This window comes from Thermus sp. (genome assembly GCF_037444525.1).
Classification (GTDB): domain Bacteria; phylum Deinococcota; class Deinococci; order Deinococcales; family Thermaceae; genus Thermus.
In genome coordinates this window covers 1-17,057 of record NZ_JBBIMD010000048.1, presented here as the reverse complement: position 1 = coordinate 17,057, position 17,057 = coordinate 1, and the positions used below count along the sequence as shown (strand labels likewise).

Annotated in this window: 15 protein-coding genes; 8 read left to right on the top strand and 7 right to left on the bottom strand. The window is 69.8% G+C overall.

The features are described 5' to 3' along the window. The first annotated feature begins 461 nt into the window (after positions 1-461). From cas6 to cas5, 4 genes are read left to right on the top strand one after another with little or no spacing between them, the layout of a single operon-like run. A complete protein-coding gene (cas6, locus tag WKI94_RS08535; protein WP_337845339.1) occupies positions 462-1,178 on the top strand; it encodes a CRISPR-associated endoribonuclease Cas6 in 717 nt (238 codons plus the stop codon). Next, entirely contained in the window at positions 1,175-3,019 is a 1,845-nt protein-coding gene (locus WKI94_RS08530; protein ID WP_337845338.1) for a TM1802 family CRISPR-associated protein, read from the top strand. The genes cas6 and WKI94_RS08530 overlap by 4 nt, the downstream gene beginning before the upstream one ends. 5 nt (positions 3,020-3,024) lie before the next feature. Then, entirely contained in the window at positions 3,025-3,969 is a 945-nt protein-coding gene (gene cas7b, locus WKI94_RS08525; protein WP_337845337.1) for a type I-B CRISPR-associated protein Cas7/Csh2, read from the top strand. Then, positions 3,966-4,697 (top strand): CRISPR-associated protein Cas5, encoded by a 732-nt coding sequence (gene cas5, locus WKI94_RS08520; RefSeq protein WP_337845336.1) that lies wholly within the window; start codon positions 3,966-3,968, stop codon positions 4,695-4,697. Before cas7b ends, cas5 begins: the two co-directional genes overlap by 4 nt. 97 nt (positions 4,698-4,794) lie before the next feature. Here the strand turns inward: cas5 and WKI94_RS08515 are convergent, their stop codons facing one another. Genes WKI94_RS08515 through cas10 form a run of 7 tightly spaced genes read right to left on the bottom strand, consistent with a single transcriptional unit; the run spans position 4,795 to position 12,780 of the window. Beyond that, on the bottom strand, positions 4,795-6,660 hold the full coding sequence (locus WKI94_RS08515) for a hypothetical protein (RefSeq protein ID WP_337845335.1): 1,866 nt from the start codon (positions 6,658-6,660) through the stop codon (positions 4,795-4,797). Continuing rightward, positions 6,660-7,661 carry a type III-B CRISPR module RAMP protein Cmr6 gene (cmr6, locus tag WKI94_RS08510; RefSeq protein ID WP_337845334.1) on the bottom strand — a complete coding sequence of 334 codons (1,002 nt, stop codon included), beginning with the start codon at positions 7,659-7,661 and terminating at the stop codon, positions 6,660-6,662. The genes WKI94_RS08515 and cmr6 overlap by 1 nt, the downstream gene beginning before the upstream one ends. Continuing rightward, positions 7,654-8,007, bottom strand: coding sequence for a type III-B CRISPR module-associated protein Cmr5 (locus WKI94_RS08505; protein WP_337845333.1), 354 nt, complete (start codon positions 8,005-8,007; stop codon positions 7,654-7,656). Before WKI94_RS08505 ends, cmr6 begins: the two co-directional genes overlap by 8 nt. Before the next feature lie 3 nt (positions 8,008-8,010). Then, positions 8,011-8,850 carry a type III-B CRISPR module RAMP protein Cmr4 gene (gene cmr4 / locus WKI94_RS08500; RefSeq protein WP_337845332.1) on the bottom strand — a complete coding sequence of 280 codons (840 nt, stop codon included), beginning with the start codon at positions 8,848-8,850 and terminating at the stop codon, positions 8,011-8,013. A gap of 11 nt (positions 8,851-8,861) precedes the next feature. After that, the gene (gene cmr1, locus WKI94_RS08495; RefSeq protein WP_337845331.1) at positions 8,862-10,022 is read right to left on the bottom strand and encodes a type III-B CRISPR module RAMP protein Cmr1; all 1,161 of its coding nucleotides are present in this window, start codon (positions 10,020-10,022) and stop codon (positions 8,862-8,864) included. Positions 10,023-10,025: 3 nt separating this feature from the next. Next, the gene (locus WKI94_RS08490; protein WP_337845330.1) at positions 10,026-11,111 is read right to left on the bottom strand and encodes a type III-B CRISPR module-associated protein Cmr3; all 1,086 of its coding nucleotides are present in this window, start codon (positions 11,109-11,111) and stop codon (positions 10,026-10,028) included. Then, positions 11,101-12,780, bottom strand: coding sequence for a type III-B CRISPR-associated protein Cas10/Cmr2 (gene cas10 / locus WKI94_RS08485; RefSeq protein WP_337845329.1), 1,680 nt, complete (start codon positions 12,778-12,780; stop codon positions 11,101-11,103). The genes WKI94_RS08490 and cas10 overlap by 11 nt, the downstream gene beginning before the upstream one ends. An 86-nt stretch (positions 12,781-12,866) precedes the next feature. Between cas10 and WKI94_RS08480 the strand changes: the two genes are divergently transcribed. Genes WKI94_RS08480 through cas2 form a run of 4 tightly spaced genes read left to right on the top strand, consistent with a single transcriptional unit; the run spans position 12,867 to position 16,844 of the window. Beyond that, positions 12,867-15,101, top strand: a complete 2,235-nt coding sequence (locus WKI94_RS08480) for a CRISPR-associated endonuclease Cas3'' (RefSeq protein WP_337845328.1) — start codon at positions 12,867-12,869, stop codon at positions 15,099-15,101. Continuing rightward, positions 15,077-15,604, top strand: a complete 528-nt coding sequence (cas4, locus tag WKI94_RS08475; protein WP_337845327.1) for a CRISPR-associated protein Cas4 — start codon at positions 15,077-15,079, stop codon at positions 15,602-15,604. Before WKI94_RS08480 ends, cas4 begins: the two co-directional genes overlap by 25 nt. Continuing rightward, positions 15,597-16,583, top strand: a complete 987-nt coding sequence (gene cas1b / locus WKI94_RS08470) for a type I-B CRISPR-associated endonuclease Cas1b (protein ID WP_337845326.1) — start codon at positions 15,597-15,599, stop codon at positions 16,581-16,583. Before cas4 ends, cas1b begins: the two co-directional genes overlap by 8 nt. A gap of 3 nt (positions 16,584-16,586) precedes the next feature. Continuing rightward, positions 16,587-16,844, top strand: coding sequence for a CRISPR-associated endonuclease Cas2 (gene cas2 / locus WKI94_RS08465; protein ID WP_337845325.1), 258 nt, complete (start codon positions 16,587-16,589; stop codon positions 16,842-16,844). The last annotated feature ends 213 nt before the right edge of the window (positions 16,845-17,057 follow it).

The following is a 17,057-nucleotide window of genomic DNA, read 5'->3' as shown; positions in this document are numbered from 1 at the left end:
GGGATGCTTCGGGAAAGGTATGCCCCCCGTACACAGACGCTTACACATAAATCTTGACACGACCCGGGAACCAGGGGAGGTAGCTCGTGGCCCTCTTTGACTTGTGTCCACCGTACCTTTAAGGGTATGAAACGCCAACTACAGGGGCTTGACACGGGGGAGGTGGTGTGGTGTCCACCGTACCTTTAAGGGTTTGAAACGTGGAGGCCCTCCAGGACCGGGGCTAGGCCCTCACCCGTGTCCACCGTACCTTTAAGGGTTTGAAACCCCACCACCCCCCGGGCTCACCCCCGGGGGCGCGGGCGCGCCACACGGTGTCCACCGCACCTTTAAGGGTTTGAAAGAAACTCTTCAAAGGGCCCATAAGAGGCCTCCCCCTAGGAAAGATCTCCGTACGCCATCCTCCCCTGTGCAAACCTCTCACGTCCCCCCCAAAGGTCTGGGGCATACTAGGGACCAGGATGGCGCCGCTCCGCCTGTGCATCACCCTCCACTCTCAAGCCCGCCTCCCCCTAGCCTACCGGGAAGGCCTCCAGGCCGCCATTTATTGCCTCCTCCCCCAGGACTTGAGCCAATGGCTCCACGACAAGGGCCTCCCCGTGGAGGGTAAGCCCATGAAGCTCTTTGTCTTCAGCCGTCTCCAGGGCCTTAGCTACTTGGCGCAGGAGAAGGCCTTCGCCGCTCGCGGGGAAGTGAGCCTCCTCTTCGCCACCGCCTTGGAGGGAGTGGCCCAGGCCCTGGTAAACGCCCTCTGGGCCAAAGGGGGCTTGGAGCTCTACGGCCACCCTTTCCGCCTGGTGGGCCTGGAAAGCCTACTCCTCCCCCCCGAAAGGGAAACCCTCACCGTGTCCGCCCAAGCTCCCATCACCGCCTACCGCACCGTAGGGGGGCGGACAGTCTACCTCAACCCCCTGAACCGGGAGTTCGGCGAGGTCCTGGCGGAGAACCTGAACCGAAAGGCCCGGGCCCTGGGCCTCGAGGAGGGGCGCCTCGAGGTCCAGCCCTTAGGCTTCCGGCCGGAGCACAAGAAGCTGGAGCGGTACAAGGGGACCTGGGTAGAGGGATGGATGGGGCTTTACCGCCTGAGGGGCGCCCCCCATCTCCTTCGGCTGGCCCTCCTCACCGGGCTAGGGGCCAAGAATAGCCAGGGGTTCGGGTTCGTGAAGGAGGTGTCGTGATCCGCGCCCTTCTGCGCCTAGGCGAAGCCCGCTCCCAGGAGGGATTTCTGGAGGGGCTGGTGGTGGAGGGGGAGGGCATCCTGTACGTGGTGGACCTCCACCCCGAGGCGAAACGGCTGGAGTTCCGGCCGGTGGAGCTCAAGCCCGAGGTGTGCCGGCGCTACCTCTGGGTGGGGGAGCCTGCAGCCAGCGGGGCCCCCCGGGACCGGGCCACGGCCTCCGGGCTCCACTACCTCCTGGGGTCCGTGCCCACCGCCCTGGCCCAGGACCCAGGCCTAAAGCCCCTCCTAGAGGGCCTCCTTTGGGACGTGGAGGGGCGGGGGGCCTGGCGCTACCTCCTGGACCTCCGGGGCTTCTGGGTTCTCGGGGCGGAGGCGGGGGAGAACGGGCCCTTCGCCCTGGAGGGGGGCAGGATCGCCTATAGGCCCAAGGACGGGGAAGGCAAGCCCAAGGGCAAAGACCTGGCGGAGGCCCTGGCGGGCCTTCTCCAAAAGGCGCTTGGCCTCGAGGGGCGGGCCCTCTACACCCTCGCCCTGCGGGGCCAGCCCCTGGTGGACCAGCAGGCCTACCGGGCTTACCTTGAGCGGAAGCTCCTGGACGAGGTCTTCCTCGGAGGACGGGGCCTCTGCCACGGCTGCGGGAAGGAGGAGGAGGTTACGGAGGACTTCACCCGGCTCCGCCTCAAGTTCTACATCACGGACAAGAAGAGCTTTGCCCCGGGCCTTAAGGCGGAGGGCTTCCGGCAGGCCTTCGCCCTCTGCCGGGCCTGCTACGGGAAGCTCCTCCTGGGGGAGCGCTGGGCCCTGGACCGCCTGGAGATCCCTTTCCTGGGGGGTCGGGCCCTGGTCCTGCCCGAGGCCGAGCTGGCCCCGGAGCGCCTTGAGGCCCTCACGGAAAGGGTCCTCGCCGAGGTGGGGGGCCTGGAGCGGGTGGAGCGCTGGGGGGAGTTTTTGGAGCGGGCGGCCGCCCGGGGGGAGGAGGTGGCCCTTTTGGGCTTCACCCTCCTCCTCTTCCAGCGGAGCCAGGCCGCCACCAAGGCCCGGGCCCTCTTCCCCGAGGTGCCCCCCGGGCGAGTGGGGGCGCTTCTCGATGCCATGGGGGAGGAAGGGGTGGAGGGGCTTGGGGACTGGCTCCTCCTCCTTCCCGTGCGCCGGGAGGGGGGTAGCTACGCCTGGGAGCGGGTCCTCCCCTTCGTGGGGGCCCTCTTCCGGGGCTACCCCCTCCTCCCTGGGGAAGTCCTCCCCCTCTTCCTCCAAACCGCCCAGGGCCTCCTGCAGGAGGACACGGCCCTCTACGCCTGGGGCCGGCTCGTGGGGAGCCCGGAGGAAAAGGCCCTGGAGCTCGTCCGCCTAAGCGCCCGCTGGCTTGGCGTCCTGAGGCGGTTGGACCTCCTTAGGGGGGAGCCAGCCCATTCGGAGACCCTCCGCAGCAAGGGGGTGGGTATGGAGTTTGCGGAACGGTTTGAGGCGTACGGGTTTGGAGCGGTGGAGGCCGGACTTTACCTCCTGGGCGTGGCCATGGAGGCCGTGGGACAGGCCCAGGCCCGGCTCTACGAGTACCGCAAGGAGCCCCTTTTGGAGTCCGTGGGCTTCCTGGGCATGAGCCTGGTGCGGGTGCGGCACCTGGCCGCCGAGCTCATGGACCGGGCGGCCCACTACCTGGAGGGGGGCGAGCTCACCCGGGTCTTGGATCTCCTGGGCCAGGCCACGGACCTCATGGAGCGGGGCAAGGACCAGGCCCCCTCGGAGCGGGAGATTCCCTACTACCTCCTCATGGGCTACGCTCAGGCCCGGAGCGAACGCCTCCGGAAGGGGAGGACGGAAGAAGCGGCAAGGGGGTGAAACGGATGGAGCGGATTCCCAATGCGGAAATCCTTTTCCTCTACGAGGCCAAGGACACCAACCCCAACGGCGACCCCGACGGGGACAACCGGCCCCGGATGGACTACGTGGGCCGGCGGCTTCTGGTGAGCGACGTGCGCCTCAAGCGCTACGTGCGGGACTACCTCCTGGAGAAGGGCCTGGACGTGTGGGTCCGCACCCGGGAGGACGGGACCCACGTGGACGCGGACACCCGCCTCAAGGAGCTCCTGGAGGGGTGGGGGGGGAAGAAGGGGGAGCTTAGGCCGGACCTTATGGAGCGCTTCCTGGAGGCCCTTCCCGACGTGCGCCTTTTCGGGGCGGTCCTCCCCATCAAGGCGGAGAAGGGGGAGGCCAAGGGAGGCACGGGCCAGTTCGTGGGACCGGTGCAGTTTGACTGGGGCTATAGCCTCCACCCGGTGGAGGTCTACACCGCCTCCATCACCAGCCACTTCGCCGGCCGCACCGAGGGGGGCAAGGGGGAGCACGGAACCATCGGCAAGGACCACCGGGTCCACTACGCCCTCATCGGCTTCTGGGGGCGGGTTTCCGCCAAGCGGGCGGAGAAGACCCGCCTCAAGCCCGAAGACCTCCGCCTCCTGGAGGAGGGCCTAGTCCAGGGCCTCCTCCACGGGGCCACCACCCGGAGCAAGGTGGGCCAGACCCCAAGGCTCTACCTCATGGCCCTTTGGAAGGAGGGCTTCCAGGCCCTGGGGGACCCCCGGGACGGGCTTAGGGTGCGGCCCAAGGCCGGGGGGCCGGAGGCCATCCGGAGCGTGCGGGACTACGTCTTGGAGGCGGACCGCCTCGCCCAGGCCCTCCTCCGCCACCGGGAGGACCTGGCGGGGGTGCGCCTTTGGGTCCACCCCGACCTGGAGGTGGAAGGGCTGGACCTAGACGGCCTTCCCGTGGAGCGCCTTCCCCTAGGATGACGTACCTGCGCTTCCTCCTAAAGGGAAAGCGGGCCCATTTCAGGCGCTTCTACACCAACTCCTCCTCCCTCACCTACCCCGCTCCCCCGCCCGCCACCCTCCTCGGGATCCTAGGGGCCGCCTTGGGGATGGGGCCGGAGTACGGGGAAAGGCTTAAGGGGCTCCTCCTCTCCGTCCGCCCCTTGGGGCCCCAGAGGACCCTGCTCCAGGCCGTCAACCACCTCTTCCTGAAGGCCGACGCCCCAAGCCCGAAGGAGCTTCGGGGCCTCTACCGGGATGGCCGCACCCAGATCCCCCTGGAGTTCCTCCTGCCCGTGGGGGAGGAGCCCCTGGCCTACGAGGTCTACGCGGCGGGAGAGGGGGGGCTTTTGGCCCGCCTGCAGGAGGCCCTGGCCAGCCCCGCCTACCCCTTGAGCCTAGGCCTGGCGGGCCTCCACGCCTGGGCCGAGGGGGTGGAGCTGGGGGAAGGGGAGGTGCGGGAAGGGGGGGAGGGCATCGAGGCGGTGGGCCTCCTCCGGGCAGAGGGGCTAGAGCCCGATTGGGAACGAGCCCATGGGCTTAGGCTCTACCGGGACCGCTTCCCCCTCCGCCTGGGCCCTGACCGGAGGCCCCTGGAGGTGGCGGAGCTTGCCCTGGAGGCCGAGGGGCGCCCCTTGCCCCTCAAGGCCTACCGGGGGCCCCTCCTCCAGACCCCGGGGGGCTGGGTGGGCCTGGTGGCGGTGGGGTAGGCACCCCGCCGAAGCCTTTACTCCAGGGGGGCCCCAGAAAGGGGAGCCGGCACGCCTTTCCTCCAAGCCCTATGGGGATTCTCCGCCGCAAGGGGGCCTAGCGAAAGACCTCCCCTAGGCCCTCAGGGAAGGGCAGGACTCCCTCCGGCAGGGACTTGGGCTCTAGGGCCAAGTAGATCAAGGCCGGGTCCGCCGGGGGAACCTCGCCCCGCCAACGAGCCACCACCAGGAGGGCCCGGCCCCGGCTTCCCCCCAGCCGCTTGGCCAGCTCCTTCATGGTGTCCGCCCGGTCTGCAAGGGCCCCCCTGTCCTGCTTACACTCCACCGGCCAGAGCTGGCCCTTGTAGTAGGCCAGCCCGTCCACCTGGGTCACCTGGTCGTCCCCCCAGCCAGAGTCCCCCAAGGGGACTAAACGCCCCCCCAGGATGGCCCCTCCTCCGAGAGGGGCGAGGGCGCGCTCCAACGCCACGTAGGCCAGGTACTCCAAAGGAAGACCTTTCTGGGCAGCCCACGCCCGGGGGCCAAGACGACCCCGAAAGCGCCTGTTCCAAAGGCCGAAAAAGTGGAGGACCCTCCCTTCCCTATCCCAGGCAGGCTCCACCTGCTCCCACTGTCGGACGAGGACCTTGGCTAGGCTCTCCACCTCCCCATCAGGCCGGGGCGCTCCGAGCTCAGGGGCCTTTTTCAAGCGGTAGCCCCTTAAGGCCAAAAGCTCCTCCACCCGGCCCTTCCCCCAGGGCACATCCCGCTCCCCCTGGGGGAGCTCCAAGATACGGTCCTCCTCCAGGTAGTGTACCCCCTCGAGGCCCCCCAGGGCCCGGTAAAGGCCCAGGGCCAAGGCGCGGGTGCCCCCGTTGAGGTGGACATGGAGGGTAAGGCCCCGGCGGCGGACCATCTCCACCACCCGCTGGGCCTTCCCATGAGCCCCCTGGTGGTCCCAGGGGCCTTCTAGGGGCACCCCATGCACCCTAAGACCCTTATCCCGGAAAGCCTCCTGGGCCCAGGCAACCCGCTCTTCCATCTCTGGAGCGTAGAAGAGGTAGAGGGTCTGGGGACGGTAGGCAAGGACCGCCCCATAGAGGGGCGCAGACTCACCGGAGGCCGCGGCGAGGAGGACCGGGCCTTCCTCCGGCTCGGGAAGAGCGGGGTTTGCGGTAACGGCCGCAGTGGAAGGGGCGAGGGGACCTTCCGGCTCCACCAGGAAAACCCCCATCTCCTGGGCCCAGTGACGCCAGGTGGCCAGCCTCCGGTCCCGTTCCTTGGGGTGGGCCTTAAGGAGGGCCTCCCGGGGGTAGGGGACCACCGCCAGGGCCAACTCTCCTCCGAGCCGCCGGGCTTCTCCGGCTAGGCGGGCCATGTCCTCCCGGCGGGGGTTTCCCCTCCCCAAGGAGGGCGCGTAGAGGTAAGGCCGGCCCCGGTAGACCACAAACCACCGCCCCCCTCCCAGGTCAACCCCTTGGGCCCCCTTGGGGAAACGGGGGGGGATGGCCCGCCCGTGCCCCCCGAGGCCCGCGGGGCCCAGGTGGACCTCCAGGTAGTCCTCTAGGGAAGCCTCGGGGAGGGGCAGGGCCCTACCCTGCAGGAAGAGGGCCTTCGGAGCCTCCAGGGGGCGGTGGGCCTCCACCAGAAAGACCTGGGCCCTCGTCCCCTTCAAGGCCTCCAGGAAGAGGGCCGCCAGGTGCTTCGGGCCCCCAGTGAGGTTGAAAAGGGCCCCCTCCTCCCCAAGGCGGCGCACCTCCCCCCGCCACTCCGGAAAACGCCTGGGGTCGGGGAGCGGCCGAAGGTCCACGGGGAGGCCCTCGTCCCTTAGCCTCTTCAGAAAGGCTTCCCGCCTGGCCTCGTACCCTTTCCAGGGCTCCTGGGCGTAGAGGATAACCTCCCCCACCCGCCCCCGGGCCTGGGCCAGCCGGAGGCCCAGGAGGGCGGGAATGGGGTCGTTGCCTAGAATGGCCACGTGGCGCATCAGAGCACCCCCAGGGCCTCGAGGGCCCGCCGCACCCCCTCCTCCTTGGCCATCGCCCTTAGGTCCTGCTTGTTCCTCAAAAAGCCCTTCTCCTCCAGGGCCTGCCGGAGCTCCGCCCAGTCCTCCGGGCGGAGCTTGTCCAGGGGAAGGCCCTTCAGGAAAGCCCTGAAGTCGCGGTACTTCACCCCCCCGGAGCGCACCCGCTGGAGAAGCCCCTCCAGCACCGGGTTCCCCGGGGGCTTAGGGGGCTCCAAAAGCCGCATCCGGCCATAGCCCGAGGCGGTCTTGGCCCCCACGCCCTCCTCCGAGAGGGCCCACTCCAGGATCTGCCAGGCGGCCTCCACCCAAGGCCCAGCCCCCTCCTCCGCGGGCCTTAGGGCCAGGAGGAAGGTACCCGTGACAGAGAGGAAGGGGACGGGGATGGGGCTGTCCCAGTCCGCCGGAGGGGCCTCCTCTCCCCGGTAGTAAGCGGGGTGGTGGGGGTTGAGGATGTCGGGCCAAAGCCTCCAGGTCCCCGGAAGGGGTAGGGCGTCGAAGAAGACCACCGCTCCCCGTTCCTCCTGGGTGCCAAAGAGCCCCGCCTGGGCCTCCCCCCGCTGGAAACGGGCCAGCTCCCGCCGCCAGGCCTCCCCCTCCAGGTGGAGGTGGGCGTAGCGGCTGGCCAGGCCCTTGAGGGCCGAGCCTGGGATGTAGGGCACCCCGTAGGTGCGGTGGAGCGCAAGGGCGGTCTCCAGCACCCCCTCCCCCCCGAGGCCCACGGCCAGCCGCCCCAGGGTCTCTGCCTCCCGCACCTCCGCCCCCACGGCCTGGAGGGCCTCCCGCCAGCGGGCGAAGAAGGCCCCGTAGCCCTCGGGCTCCCCTATCCCGGCCACCTTCCCCACCAACGCCCGCTTAGCCCCCGTGTCCTCCCGGTCCAGGCTCTCCAGGTACTTGTCCAGCCAGAGGCCGGGGTGGGGCCTTTGGGGGTTGAGGCCTTCCAGGGCCTTCCGCCGGCTACCCATGGGCCTCCTCCACCAGGGCCTGGGCGAAGCGCTTGTACCACTCCGCCACCAAGAGGACCTCCCGGGTGAGGCGGAGGTAGCGGAGGAGCTCCGCTTCCTGGGCTGCCTCCAAAAGGATCCCAAGGCCCCCGTACCCCAGGGTCTGGGCCAGGTCCTCGGCCAGGGCCCGGTGGGCCTCCTCCCCCCGGGACTGGACGAAGGCCAGGGCCTGGGCCAGCCCCGCCTGGCGCACCAGCACGGGGAACCGCAGGGCCATGTCCTTGTAGCGGTCCGCCCCTGGTTCCCGGGCCCTTCGGGCCACCCGGCGGTAGGCATCCTGGGCCCACTCCTGCTGCCTCGTGCGCACGGCCTACACCCCCCAGAGCACCGTCCGGCAAAGCCCCCGGCCTACCGTGGCCTTGCCCCCAAGCTGAAGGGGCCTTTCCAGGAGGCCCTTGACCTTGGCCAGGATGCCTTCCGCGGAGAGGTCCTGCCCGTTCCTCGCCCTTTCCGCCCGGAGGAGGGCGTAGAGGAGGGTCTCGGCGGGCAGGTTCTCCTCGTACCAAAGAGCCCCCTGGGCCACGGTCTTTTTGTCGTCCTCCAGGCGGATGCGGGCCACCACCTCCGTGGCGGTCTCCAGAAGGAAGGCCATGACGTTGTCGGGGAGGACGGCCAGGCGGCCCTGGATGGGGAGGTCCAAGGGGGCGAGGTAGTTTTCCCAGGCCTGGACCGCCTCGAGTTCCTCCACGGGCAGGTCCAGGTCCTCCAGGTAGAGGACCCCCTCCCCGTTCAAGCGGCTCTTAGGGGCCAGGAGGGCCTTTTCCCCAGGCTCGGTCACCTGGGGGGCGGGCCTCCCCACCAGCTCCGCCTCCCGCCGGAAGCGGGTAAGGAGGTAGGGGCTGGTGGCGTAGGCGAAGAGGCCATAGAGGCTACGCACGGGGAGGAGGAGGAGCTTGGCGTCCCCCACCTGCAGGGCCGCGGCGTGCTCGTGGGCGGCCTCCGTCTCGGGGCCGAACACCGCGGCCACCTCCTCCTTGGGCCAGGCCCGGGCCTCGTCCCGGAGGACCCCCTTGAGGCTGCTCCCAGGCAGGTAGGGGATCCCCGTGGCCTTCTCCCGGGCCACGGGCAGGTCCACGGCACCCACGCCCTGCCCCACCCCTGGATGGAGGGGGGAAAGGGCGTGCAGGAAAAGAAGGGCCTTCTTGTCCACCGGTCCACCTCCTATAGGCTCTCCACAAAGGCTCGTATGGGATCGGTCTTCCCCCGGAGAACCCCGATCTGCTGGGCCTCACCAGGGGTTAGGAACACCTTCACCGGGTAGACCCGCCCTGCCTCCAGCCCCACGCCCCCTGGGGGCATTCGGGGGGCCTCCAGGACCGCCACCAGGGTGCGCCTCTCCCCCAGGGGGCGGAGGAGGAGGGGGCTTGCCAGGCGCTCGGCCTCAAGGCCTTTCAGAAAACTGTCCCCAGGCTCCCCCTTGTCCTTGAAGTGGAAGACGATGGGCAGGCCGAACTGGCCCCGCGGGAACTTGTCCACGGGGTGCCGGGGAGGGTGGTTTGGGGCGTGCCGGCCGGTGAGGCGGCGGATGGCGTCCGGCTCAGGCCAGAGGCTTCGCCCTGGGTGCCTCGAGTCCCCTCCGGGCCGGGCCTGGCGGAAAGCCCGGTAGGCCTCGGCCACTTCCTGCCAGGGGCGGTCCACCACCCGGAGGAGGCTTTCCGGGGTAAGGTGGGGCACCCCTTCCGGCCACCCCTCTTGGCGGCTATAGCGCCTTAAGCCTGCCCGAATGGCCCCTTCGTCCAGCGGAGGGGCGTCTTCCCGCCCCAGGGCCCCGAAGCCCCGCCGGGCCCTGCCCCCAAGCCCCCCGAAGGTCTCGAGGCCCCAAAGGGCCGCCTCCACCTCCTCCCGCAGGGCCTCGGGGAAGCGGAGCCTGAGCCGGAAGCGCACCCCCACCCGCACGGGGTAGTTCTTAGGGTCCTCCTGGGTGCGCTGCAGGGGGTAGGCCAGGTAGGGGTGGGCGACCTCGGGCCGGGGCTTGGGGGATCTCTTCCCGGGCACGTCCACAAAGACCGCCTCCTCCCTTCCCCCATCCAGGGGCTCCAGCTCCACCTGGAGGGGGGAGGGGCGCTCCGTGGAGCCGAAGATCCCCTCCTCCAGGCGCCGAAGCTCCTCCAGGCTGCCCCCGGCCCGCCAGCCCCTCAGGACCCGCCACCAGAAGCGCAAGGCCCCCCGCACCGCGGTGGGCCGCACCGCGGTGATGGGGTCCGCCCGCTTGGGCTCCACCCCGCCGCCGAAAAGGGGGGTGAGGAGGCGGTAGGTGCGCTCCAGAACCGCCCCTTCCCCCGCCTTCTTCTTGGGCACCCACGCCGCCTGCCACGCCTTCACCTTTCACCTCCAAGACAGGACACCGCCATCCCAGACCCCTATCGCCAGGAGGCCGAACCCGTCCCGACGGTCCTGCTCCTCGTCGGAGGCGTTCTGGAACCAGACCGCCTCCAGCCAACCCCGAATCTCGGCCTCCCCCCATTCCTTTGGCAGGCGCAGGAAGTAGACGCTCCCCGCGGGAACCGCCCGGCGGGTCGGCTTGGGCCGGCCTGCCTGCAGGTCCCAGCCCGAAACCCAAAGGGGCCGGCCCACCGCCGCGGCCACCACCCGGGCCCCCCGGATCTCCCCTCCCCTAGGCCGCCACCCCTCGGCGAAGAGGGCCGGGGTGAGGAGGAGGGCCCGGGCTGCCCGGTGCCGGAGGAGGGCCTCAAGGAGCCCCTCTGGGGGCTTGGGCACCCCAGGCCCCCCCTTGCGCCAGAAGGCCAGGCGCCGCTCCCCCCCAAGGGGGAAGACCCCCTCCACCTCCTCCTCAACCCAAAGGACCAGGGCCAGGGTCCGGGGCCGGCCCTCCTCCTTACAGTCCTTATGGGCGAACTCCAGCCCCTCCGTGCGGAAGAGGAAGCCCTCCCGGGCCACCCCGTGGGTAGGGTCCAGGCCCACGTGGAAACGCACCTCCCGCGCCGGGCCGGGGTGCTCCAGGAGGGGCTGGGGGGCCTGGCCCAAAAGCCAAGCCTCCAGGGCCTCCCAGTACCAGAAGGGGAGCAGGGGCCCCGGCTTGCCCCGGGCCTCGAGGTCCTCCGGCGCCAGGGGAAGGAGGCCCTGGGGCAGGTTGGTCCCCCCCTCCGCCTCCCAGGGGAGAAGGCGGAGGAGGCGCTCGCCCAACCGGACCGCGTCCAGGGGCCTAGGGCCGAGGAGGCGGAAGCGCCCCCCGTCCTCCTCCGCCAGAAGGGGGCCCCGGATGGGCCAGGCCTTCACCGCCTCCGCCGCCTCGGGAAAGGAGAGGCCCAAGGCCTCGGCCCGCCGCCGCCGGTAGGCCCCGGCCAGGGTCTGGGGCAGGGGGAAGGGGAGGCTTTTCGCCTGGGCCCCGGGATGGGCGCTGAAGGGGCGCCCGTCCCGGGCGATGAGGGGGTCGCGGGGTTCAATGAGCACGGTACACCTCCCAGTCCTCCAGGGGCACCCGGGCCAGGGCGTAGCCGGGAAGGAAGGCCCGGGCCACCAGGAGCTCGTTCGCCAAGGTCTCGAGGTCCCCTGGGGGCTCCAAGCGGGCCAGGAGCTCCTGCCGGTAGGCCCTGGGGATGTCCTTCCTAAGGAGGATGCGCCGGGCCTCCGCCAGGAGGGCCTCTTCGGGCAGGCCCTTCCCTTCCTGGAGGAGCCGCCAGAGCTCGTACCCCACCTTGCTGGGGAGGGCGTCCAGCCGGTAGAGCTCCACCAGCCGCAAAAGCCTCCGGGTGAGGCGGGGATCCTGGTCAAAGCGGCCGTAGGCCTCGAGTTCGGACCCCGCGCGGGGGCTATACACCACGTAAAGGGCGTCCCGCCCCACCTTCTCCTTGGCCATCCTCTCCGCCCTCCGGACCAGGTCCAGGGCGTCCTGGAGGGGATCCAGGGCGTGGACCACCGCCAAGCCCACGGAAAGGGTGGGCCTCACCCCAAGGCCCTCCACCCCCTCGAGGGCCTCCTGGAAGAGGTCCCGGAGCCGGGCCACCACCCGGAGGGCGGTGTGTAGGGGCAGAAGGGCCAGGACATCGTCCCCCCCGGCGTAGACCAAGCCCCCCCTACCCTCCTCCTCCACCACCGCCCGCACCTGGGCGGCGAAGCCCAGGGCCAGGGCCCGGGAGAAGGCCCGGTGGGCCTCGGGGCTTTCTAGGCCGTCCAGGGCCTCCCCCATCCGGTCCCCGTCCGCGTGGAGGAGGGCGTAGTAGGGGTGGGGGCGGCCCAGGGCCCGGGCCATCTCCCCCCCTAGCCGGAGGGCCTCCCCCAGGGCCTCCCCCTGGAAGACCTCGTGGAGCCTTTCCGGGAAGAGAAGGCGCACGTCCCGCCCCTGCAGGGGGGTATCCTTTAGGGCCGGGTGGCGGGCCGTTTGGAACTCCCCCGGAAGGCCATGGAGGTCCTGTAGGAACGCCTCCAGCTCCGCCCCCTTCTCCCCTAGGCCCAAGGCCCAGGGGAGGGCCGCCAGGTGCAGGGTGCTGAGGAAGCCCTGGGCGGGCCAGAGGCGCTTCAGGAGGTCGGGGCCCGAGAGGACCTCCCCCGGCCGCACCCCCAGGCGCGCCGCGGGGAAGCCCTCCTTCAGGACCCCTTCCCTACCCCCATCCAGGCTGCTCTTGGGCCTGGGCTTGCCCCGCCAAGGGGCGAAGTCCCGGGTGTTCTTGCGGGCAGCAAGAAGGGCCATGAGGCGGCGACGGGTCCTGGGGTAGTCCCCCAAGGGCAGAAAGGCCCAGTAGCCTTCCAGGAGGTCCTCCACCTGGGCCAGAACCGCCTCCCAGTCCAGGTGGGCCCGGTGGGGGCCGAGGAGCTCCTCCGCCTTGGCCTTAAGCCAGCCCCGAGCCGCCTCCAGGGCCTCCTCTGCCAAGGCCCCCGGGTCCCCCTCCCGCACCACCGCAAGGAGGACATTGGGGATGCCGCTTTGGGCCAGGCGGTTCAGGTCCCCTTGCGGGGCAGGGAAGATAAGGTTTTCCTCCCCCAGCCTATCCACAAGCCTCCGGGCGGCGGCCCCCGCGGCCTCGGAGAGGAGGCGGCTTCCGGCGAAGAGGTCCCGGGTGCGCCTAGCGGTGGCGATGAAGTCTTGGACCGGTCCAAGGGCTAGAGCCAGCAGGTGCGCCATATTTTGGTTTCACTATACCCGAGGGTTAGGCCCAAGCCGGTGATCTTTGCACCGGCCAGGGGAAGGGGAAGGGCTAGGCTGGAGCCATGGGGCCTTTTCTAGCCCGCGTGGACCCCGAGGAGCCCCTCCTGGACCACCTCCGGGGGGTGGGGGAAGGGGCCCAGCGCTTCCTGGAACCCCTGGGCCTAGGTGAGGAAGGCCTCCTTGCGGGGCTGGTCCACGACCTGGGGAAGGCCACCCCCTACTTCCAGGAGCTCCTCCGGGGAAAAAGGAGGAGGGGCGACCCCCTCACGGTCCACGCCCTTCCCGGGGCCCTCTATGGGGCCTGGGTGGCCCGGAAACGGGGCCGTAAGCCCCTCCCCCTTTTCCTCGCGGTGCTGGGCCACCACGGGGGGCTCAGGACCCCCTGGGAAGCGGTGCCCCACCATCCCAAAAGGGGAAAGGGGGCTTGGCGGGTCCTTGGGGAGCTCCTCAAGGCCTTGGACACCCCGGCCTTCCGGGCCCTGGTGGAGGACCTGGGCCTCCCCGATCCTGGGCCGTTTTTCCAGGAGGCCTGGAAGGAGGCCAAGCGGCTTGCCGATGAGGCGGACGGGCTCTTGGAAAGGCGGGAGGGCCTGGACCTCCACTACCGTACCGCCCTCCTCCTCTCCGCCCTGGCGGACGCGGACCGCACCCTGGCGGGGGGGTGGGGCCCGGGGGAACGGAGGCCCCTCTCCCCTGCCCTGGCGGAGGCCCTGCGCTGGGGGAAGCCCCCCTCCCCCCTAGCCCCCTTCCGGGAGGCCCTCTACCGGGGGGTGGAGGAGGCCCTGGGCCGCCCCCTGGAGGACCTCTTCCCCGCCCGCCTCACCCTCTCTGCCCCCACAGGGGCGGGGAAGACCCTGGCCGCCCTCCGCTTCGCCTTGGGCCTACGGGAGCGGGCGGAACGGGAGCGGGGGGTCTCCCCCCGGATCCTCTACGTCCTCCCCTACCTGGCCATCGCCGACCAGGTGGAGGGGGAGATCCGGCGGGGCCTTAAGGCCCTGGGCCTGGACCCTAGCCTCCTCCTGGTCCACCACCACCTGGCCCTGGCCCGGCTTCGGGAGGAGGAACCCCTGGAGGAGGCCCTTCTCCTGCAGGAAACCTGGGATGCGGAGATGGTCCTCACCACCTTCCCCGCCTTCTTCCGGGCCCTGGTGGGGCCCTCCGCGGGAGGCCTCAGGCCCCTCCACCGCCTGGCTGGGGGAAGCGTGATCCTCCTGGACGAGGTCCAGACCCTGCCCGTGCGCTTTTGGCCCCTCCTCCGGGCCCTCCTCGCGGAGCTCCCGGGGGCGAACACGGTGGTGAGCATGACCGCCACCCAGCCCGGCCTGGTCCGGGGGGAGGAGATCGCCCCGCCCCTCCCCGGCTACCCCCAGCGCACCGCTTTCCGCCTGGGCCCCTGGCGCACCCTGGAGGGGCTGGCGGACGCCCTGGCGGAAGGGGCGGAACGGGACCCCAAGGCCCGGTTGGTGGTCCTGAACACCGTGCGGGAGGCGGTGGCCCTTTACCGCCTCCTGCAGGAGCGGGGGGTGCCCCACCTCTACCACCTCACCAGCCACCTCACCCCCAAGGACCGGGCCAAGCGCCTCGAGGCCATCCGGGGGGGCTTGGCCCGGGGGGAGCCCGTCCTCCTGGTGGCCACCCAGGTGGTGGAGGCGGGGGTGGACCTGGACTTCCAGGAGGGTTACCGGGCCCTGGGGCCCCTGGAAAGCCTGCTGCAGGCGGCGGGGCGGGTGAACCGGAACGGGCGGCAGGAGGAGGCCACCCTTTGGGTCCTGGACCTGGAGGGGGCCTCCTGGAAGCGGATCTACGGGGAGGTGCTGGTGGACCGCACCCGGAGGATTCTAGGGGAGGATCTGGAAAGGGGGATCCCCGACCTCGAGGCCTACCGCCGCCTCTCGGCCTACTACCGGGAGGTGGAGGAGGGGCTTTCCCAGGAGAGGGGTCAGGAGGCCTTGAAGCGCCTCGCCCGCCTGGACTACGACGGGCTGGACTTCAACCTCCTGGAGGAGGCCCCCAGCCTACCCATCTTCGTGGAGCAGGACGAGGAGGCCACCCGCCTCCTCGAGGCCTTGGAGGAGGCCCTGGCCCTGAAGGACCCCAAGGAGCGGCGGAAGGGCCTCCGCCTCCTTCGCCCTCGCCTTTCCGCCTACACCGTAAGCCCCCTCCTGCAGCGGGCGGTCAAGAACCTGCCCCCGCCCCTCCTCGGGCGGGAGGACTACCGGCACGTGCCCCGGGAAGGGCTGGAGGACTACTACGATGGGGAGGTGGGGTTCAAGTGGGAGCTGGAACAGTTCCTCTAACCGGGACCCTCTTCTGGTACTACGGGGTCTGCCCCCGGCAGGCTTGGCTCATGGGCCACGCTCTGGAGCCTTACCCCGACCACGAGCTCCTGGCCCTCGGGCGCCTAATCCAAGAAACGAGCTACCGCGAGGCCCGGAAGGAGGTGAGCCTTCCCGGAATACGCTTGGACATCGTGGCCCGTGAGGAGGAGGGCCTGGTGGTGGCCGAGGTCAAGCGGGGCTCGGGGGCCAAGGAGGCCCACCTGCTGCAGCTCGGCTACTACCTCCTCCGCCTGGAACAGATGGGCCTCCGCGCCTGGGGCGAGCTCCGCTACCCGGAGGAAAGACGGGTGGAACGGGTAGAGCTCACGGAAGAGCTAAGGGCCCGCGTCCTCGCCACGGAGGCGGCCTTGGCGAGGCTCTTAGAGGAGCCCCTGCCCCCCAAACCCCAGCGCATCCCGGCCTGTGGGCCCTGCGCCTACTTTGAGTTCTGCTTCGCAGGGGAGGTGGAAGGGGATGCCTAAGCCGGTCTACATCTTCGCCTCGGGGCGGCTTGCCCGCCGGGAAAACACCATCGTCCTGGAGACGGAAGAACGCAAGCGCCACCTGCCGGTGGAGCAGGTTTCCGAGCTCTACCTCTTCGGCGAGGTGGACCTCAACAAGCGTTTCCTGGAGTTCTGCGCCCAAAACGGGGTCCTCCTCCATTTCTTTAACCGCTACGGCTATTATGTGGGCTCCTTCTACCCGCGGGAACACCTCCTAAGCGGCTTCCTCACCCTACGCCAGGCGGAGCACTACCTGGACCCTAAGAAGCGGCTGGCCTTGGCCAGAACCTTCGTCCTAGGAGCCCTGGGAAACCTAAGGCGGCTTCTGTACAAGGAAGAGGTGGAAAGCCCCGCGGGCCTCCAGGCCCTGGAAACCATAGAATCCGCCCTGGTGGAGGCGGAAGGCGCCGAGGCCATCCCCACCCTCATGGCCGCGGAAGGTCGGGCACGGGAGGCGTACTACAGCGCATGGGAAGAGCTTCTGGGGGAGGGGTGGGGCCTGGAGGAAAGGACCCGCAGACCCCCAAAAGACCCCATCAACGCCCTCCTGAGCTTCGCCAACAGCCTCCTTTACACCGCCATCCTAGCCCAGATCTACCAAACCCACCTGGACCCCCGCATCGGCTACCTGCACGAGACCAACCACCGGCGCCACAGCCTGAACCTGGATGTGGCCGAGGTGTTCAAACCGGTCCTGGCCGACCGCCTCATCTTCCGCCTGGTCCGCAGGGGGCAGGTGAAGAGGGGCCACTTCCTGCGGGAAGGGGAAGGGGTCTTCCTCTCAGAAGCCGGCAGGCGCCTGGTGGTCCAGGAGTGGGAAAACACCTTGCAGGCCACCTACCGCCATCCCCGCCTGAAGCGTTCTGTCTCCTATCGCACCACCTTGCGCCTGGAGCTCTACAAGCTGGAAAAGCACCTCATAGGTGAAGAAGCCTACCAGCCCTATCGCTTGAGGTGAGGCATGTACGTGGTGATGGTCTACGATGTGGCCGTGGACCGGGTGGCCAAAGCCCTAAAGATCGGCCGGAAGTACCTCACCTGGGTTCAAAACTCCGTCCTGGAAGGAGAACTAAGCCCTGCCCAGTTTGCACAGCTGAAGGCCGAGCTCCGGCGGGCCCTGGAGGAAAGTGACTCGGTGCGGTTTTATATCCTTCGGGAAGGCAGCTTTAGGGTGGAAGTGCTCGGAACTTCCAAGAACGAGCCCAGCCAGTTTATTTGACTAAGTCAAAATCTGCGCGAACCCCCAATCCCTCCAAAACCCCGGGGGGTTGACGCACACCCCCCCGCCCGGTCTATAATCCCATCCAAAGCAGCCCCTTCTTCCTTGGGCTGCAGTGGATCTTGAAAACGAAGATTAGGACTTCATGAGAGGCTTGTGTCCTAGACGTTATGTTTAGGGGTGTCCACCGTACCTTTAAGGGTTTGAAATGAG

What these genes read in the sequence shown, in the direction of transcription:
- cas6 (WP_337845339.1), top strand. Translation starts at nt 462, where the DNA reads ATGGCGCCGCTCCGCCTGTGCATCACCCTCCACTCTCAAGCCCGCCTC.
- cas7b (WP_337845337.1), top strand. Translation starts at nt 3,025, where the DNA reads ATGGAGCGGATTCCCAATGCGGAAATCCTTTTCCTCTACGAGGCCAAG.
- cas5 (WP_337845336.1), top strand. Translation starts at nt 3,966, where the DNA reads ATGACGTACCTGCGCTTCCTCCTAAAGGGAAAGCGGGCCCATTTCAGG.
- WKI94_RS08515 (WP_337845335.1), bottom strand. Translation starts at nt 6,660, where the DNA reads ATGCGCCACGTGGCCATTCTAGGCAACGACCCCATTCCCGCCCTCCTG.
- cmr6 (WP_337845334.1), bottom strand. Translation starts at nt 7,661, where the DNA reads ATGGGTAGCCGGCGGAAGGCCCTGGAAGGCCTCAACCCCCAAAGGCCC.
- cas10 (WP_337845329.1), bottom strand. Translation starts at nt 12,780, where the DNA reads ATGGCGCACCTGCTGGCTCTAGCCCTTGGACCGGTCCAAGACTTCATC.
- WKI94_RS08480 (WP_337845328.1), top strand. Translation starts at nt 12,867, where the DNA reads ATGGGGCCTTTTCTAGCCCGCGTGGACCCCGAGGAGCCCCTCCTGGAC.
- cas1b (WP_337845326.1), top strand. Translation starts at nt 15,597, where the DNA reads ATGCCTAAGCCGGTCTACATCTTCGCCTCGGGGCGGCTTGCCCGCCGG.
- cas2 (WP_337845325.1), top strand. Translation starts at nt 16,587, where the DNA reads ATGTACGTGGTGATGGTCTACGATGTGGCCGTGGACCGGGTGGCCAAA.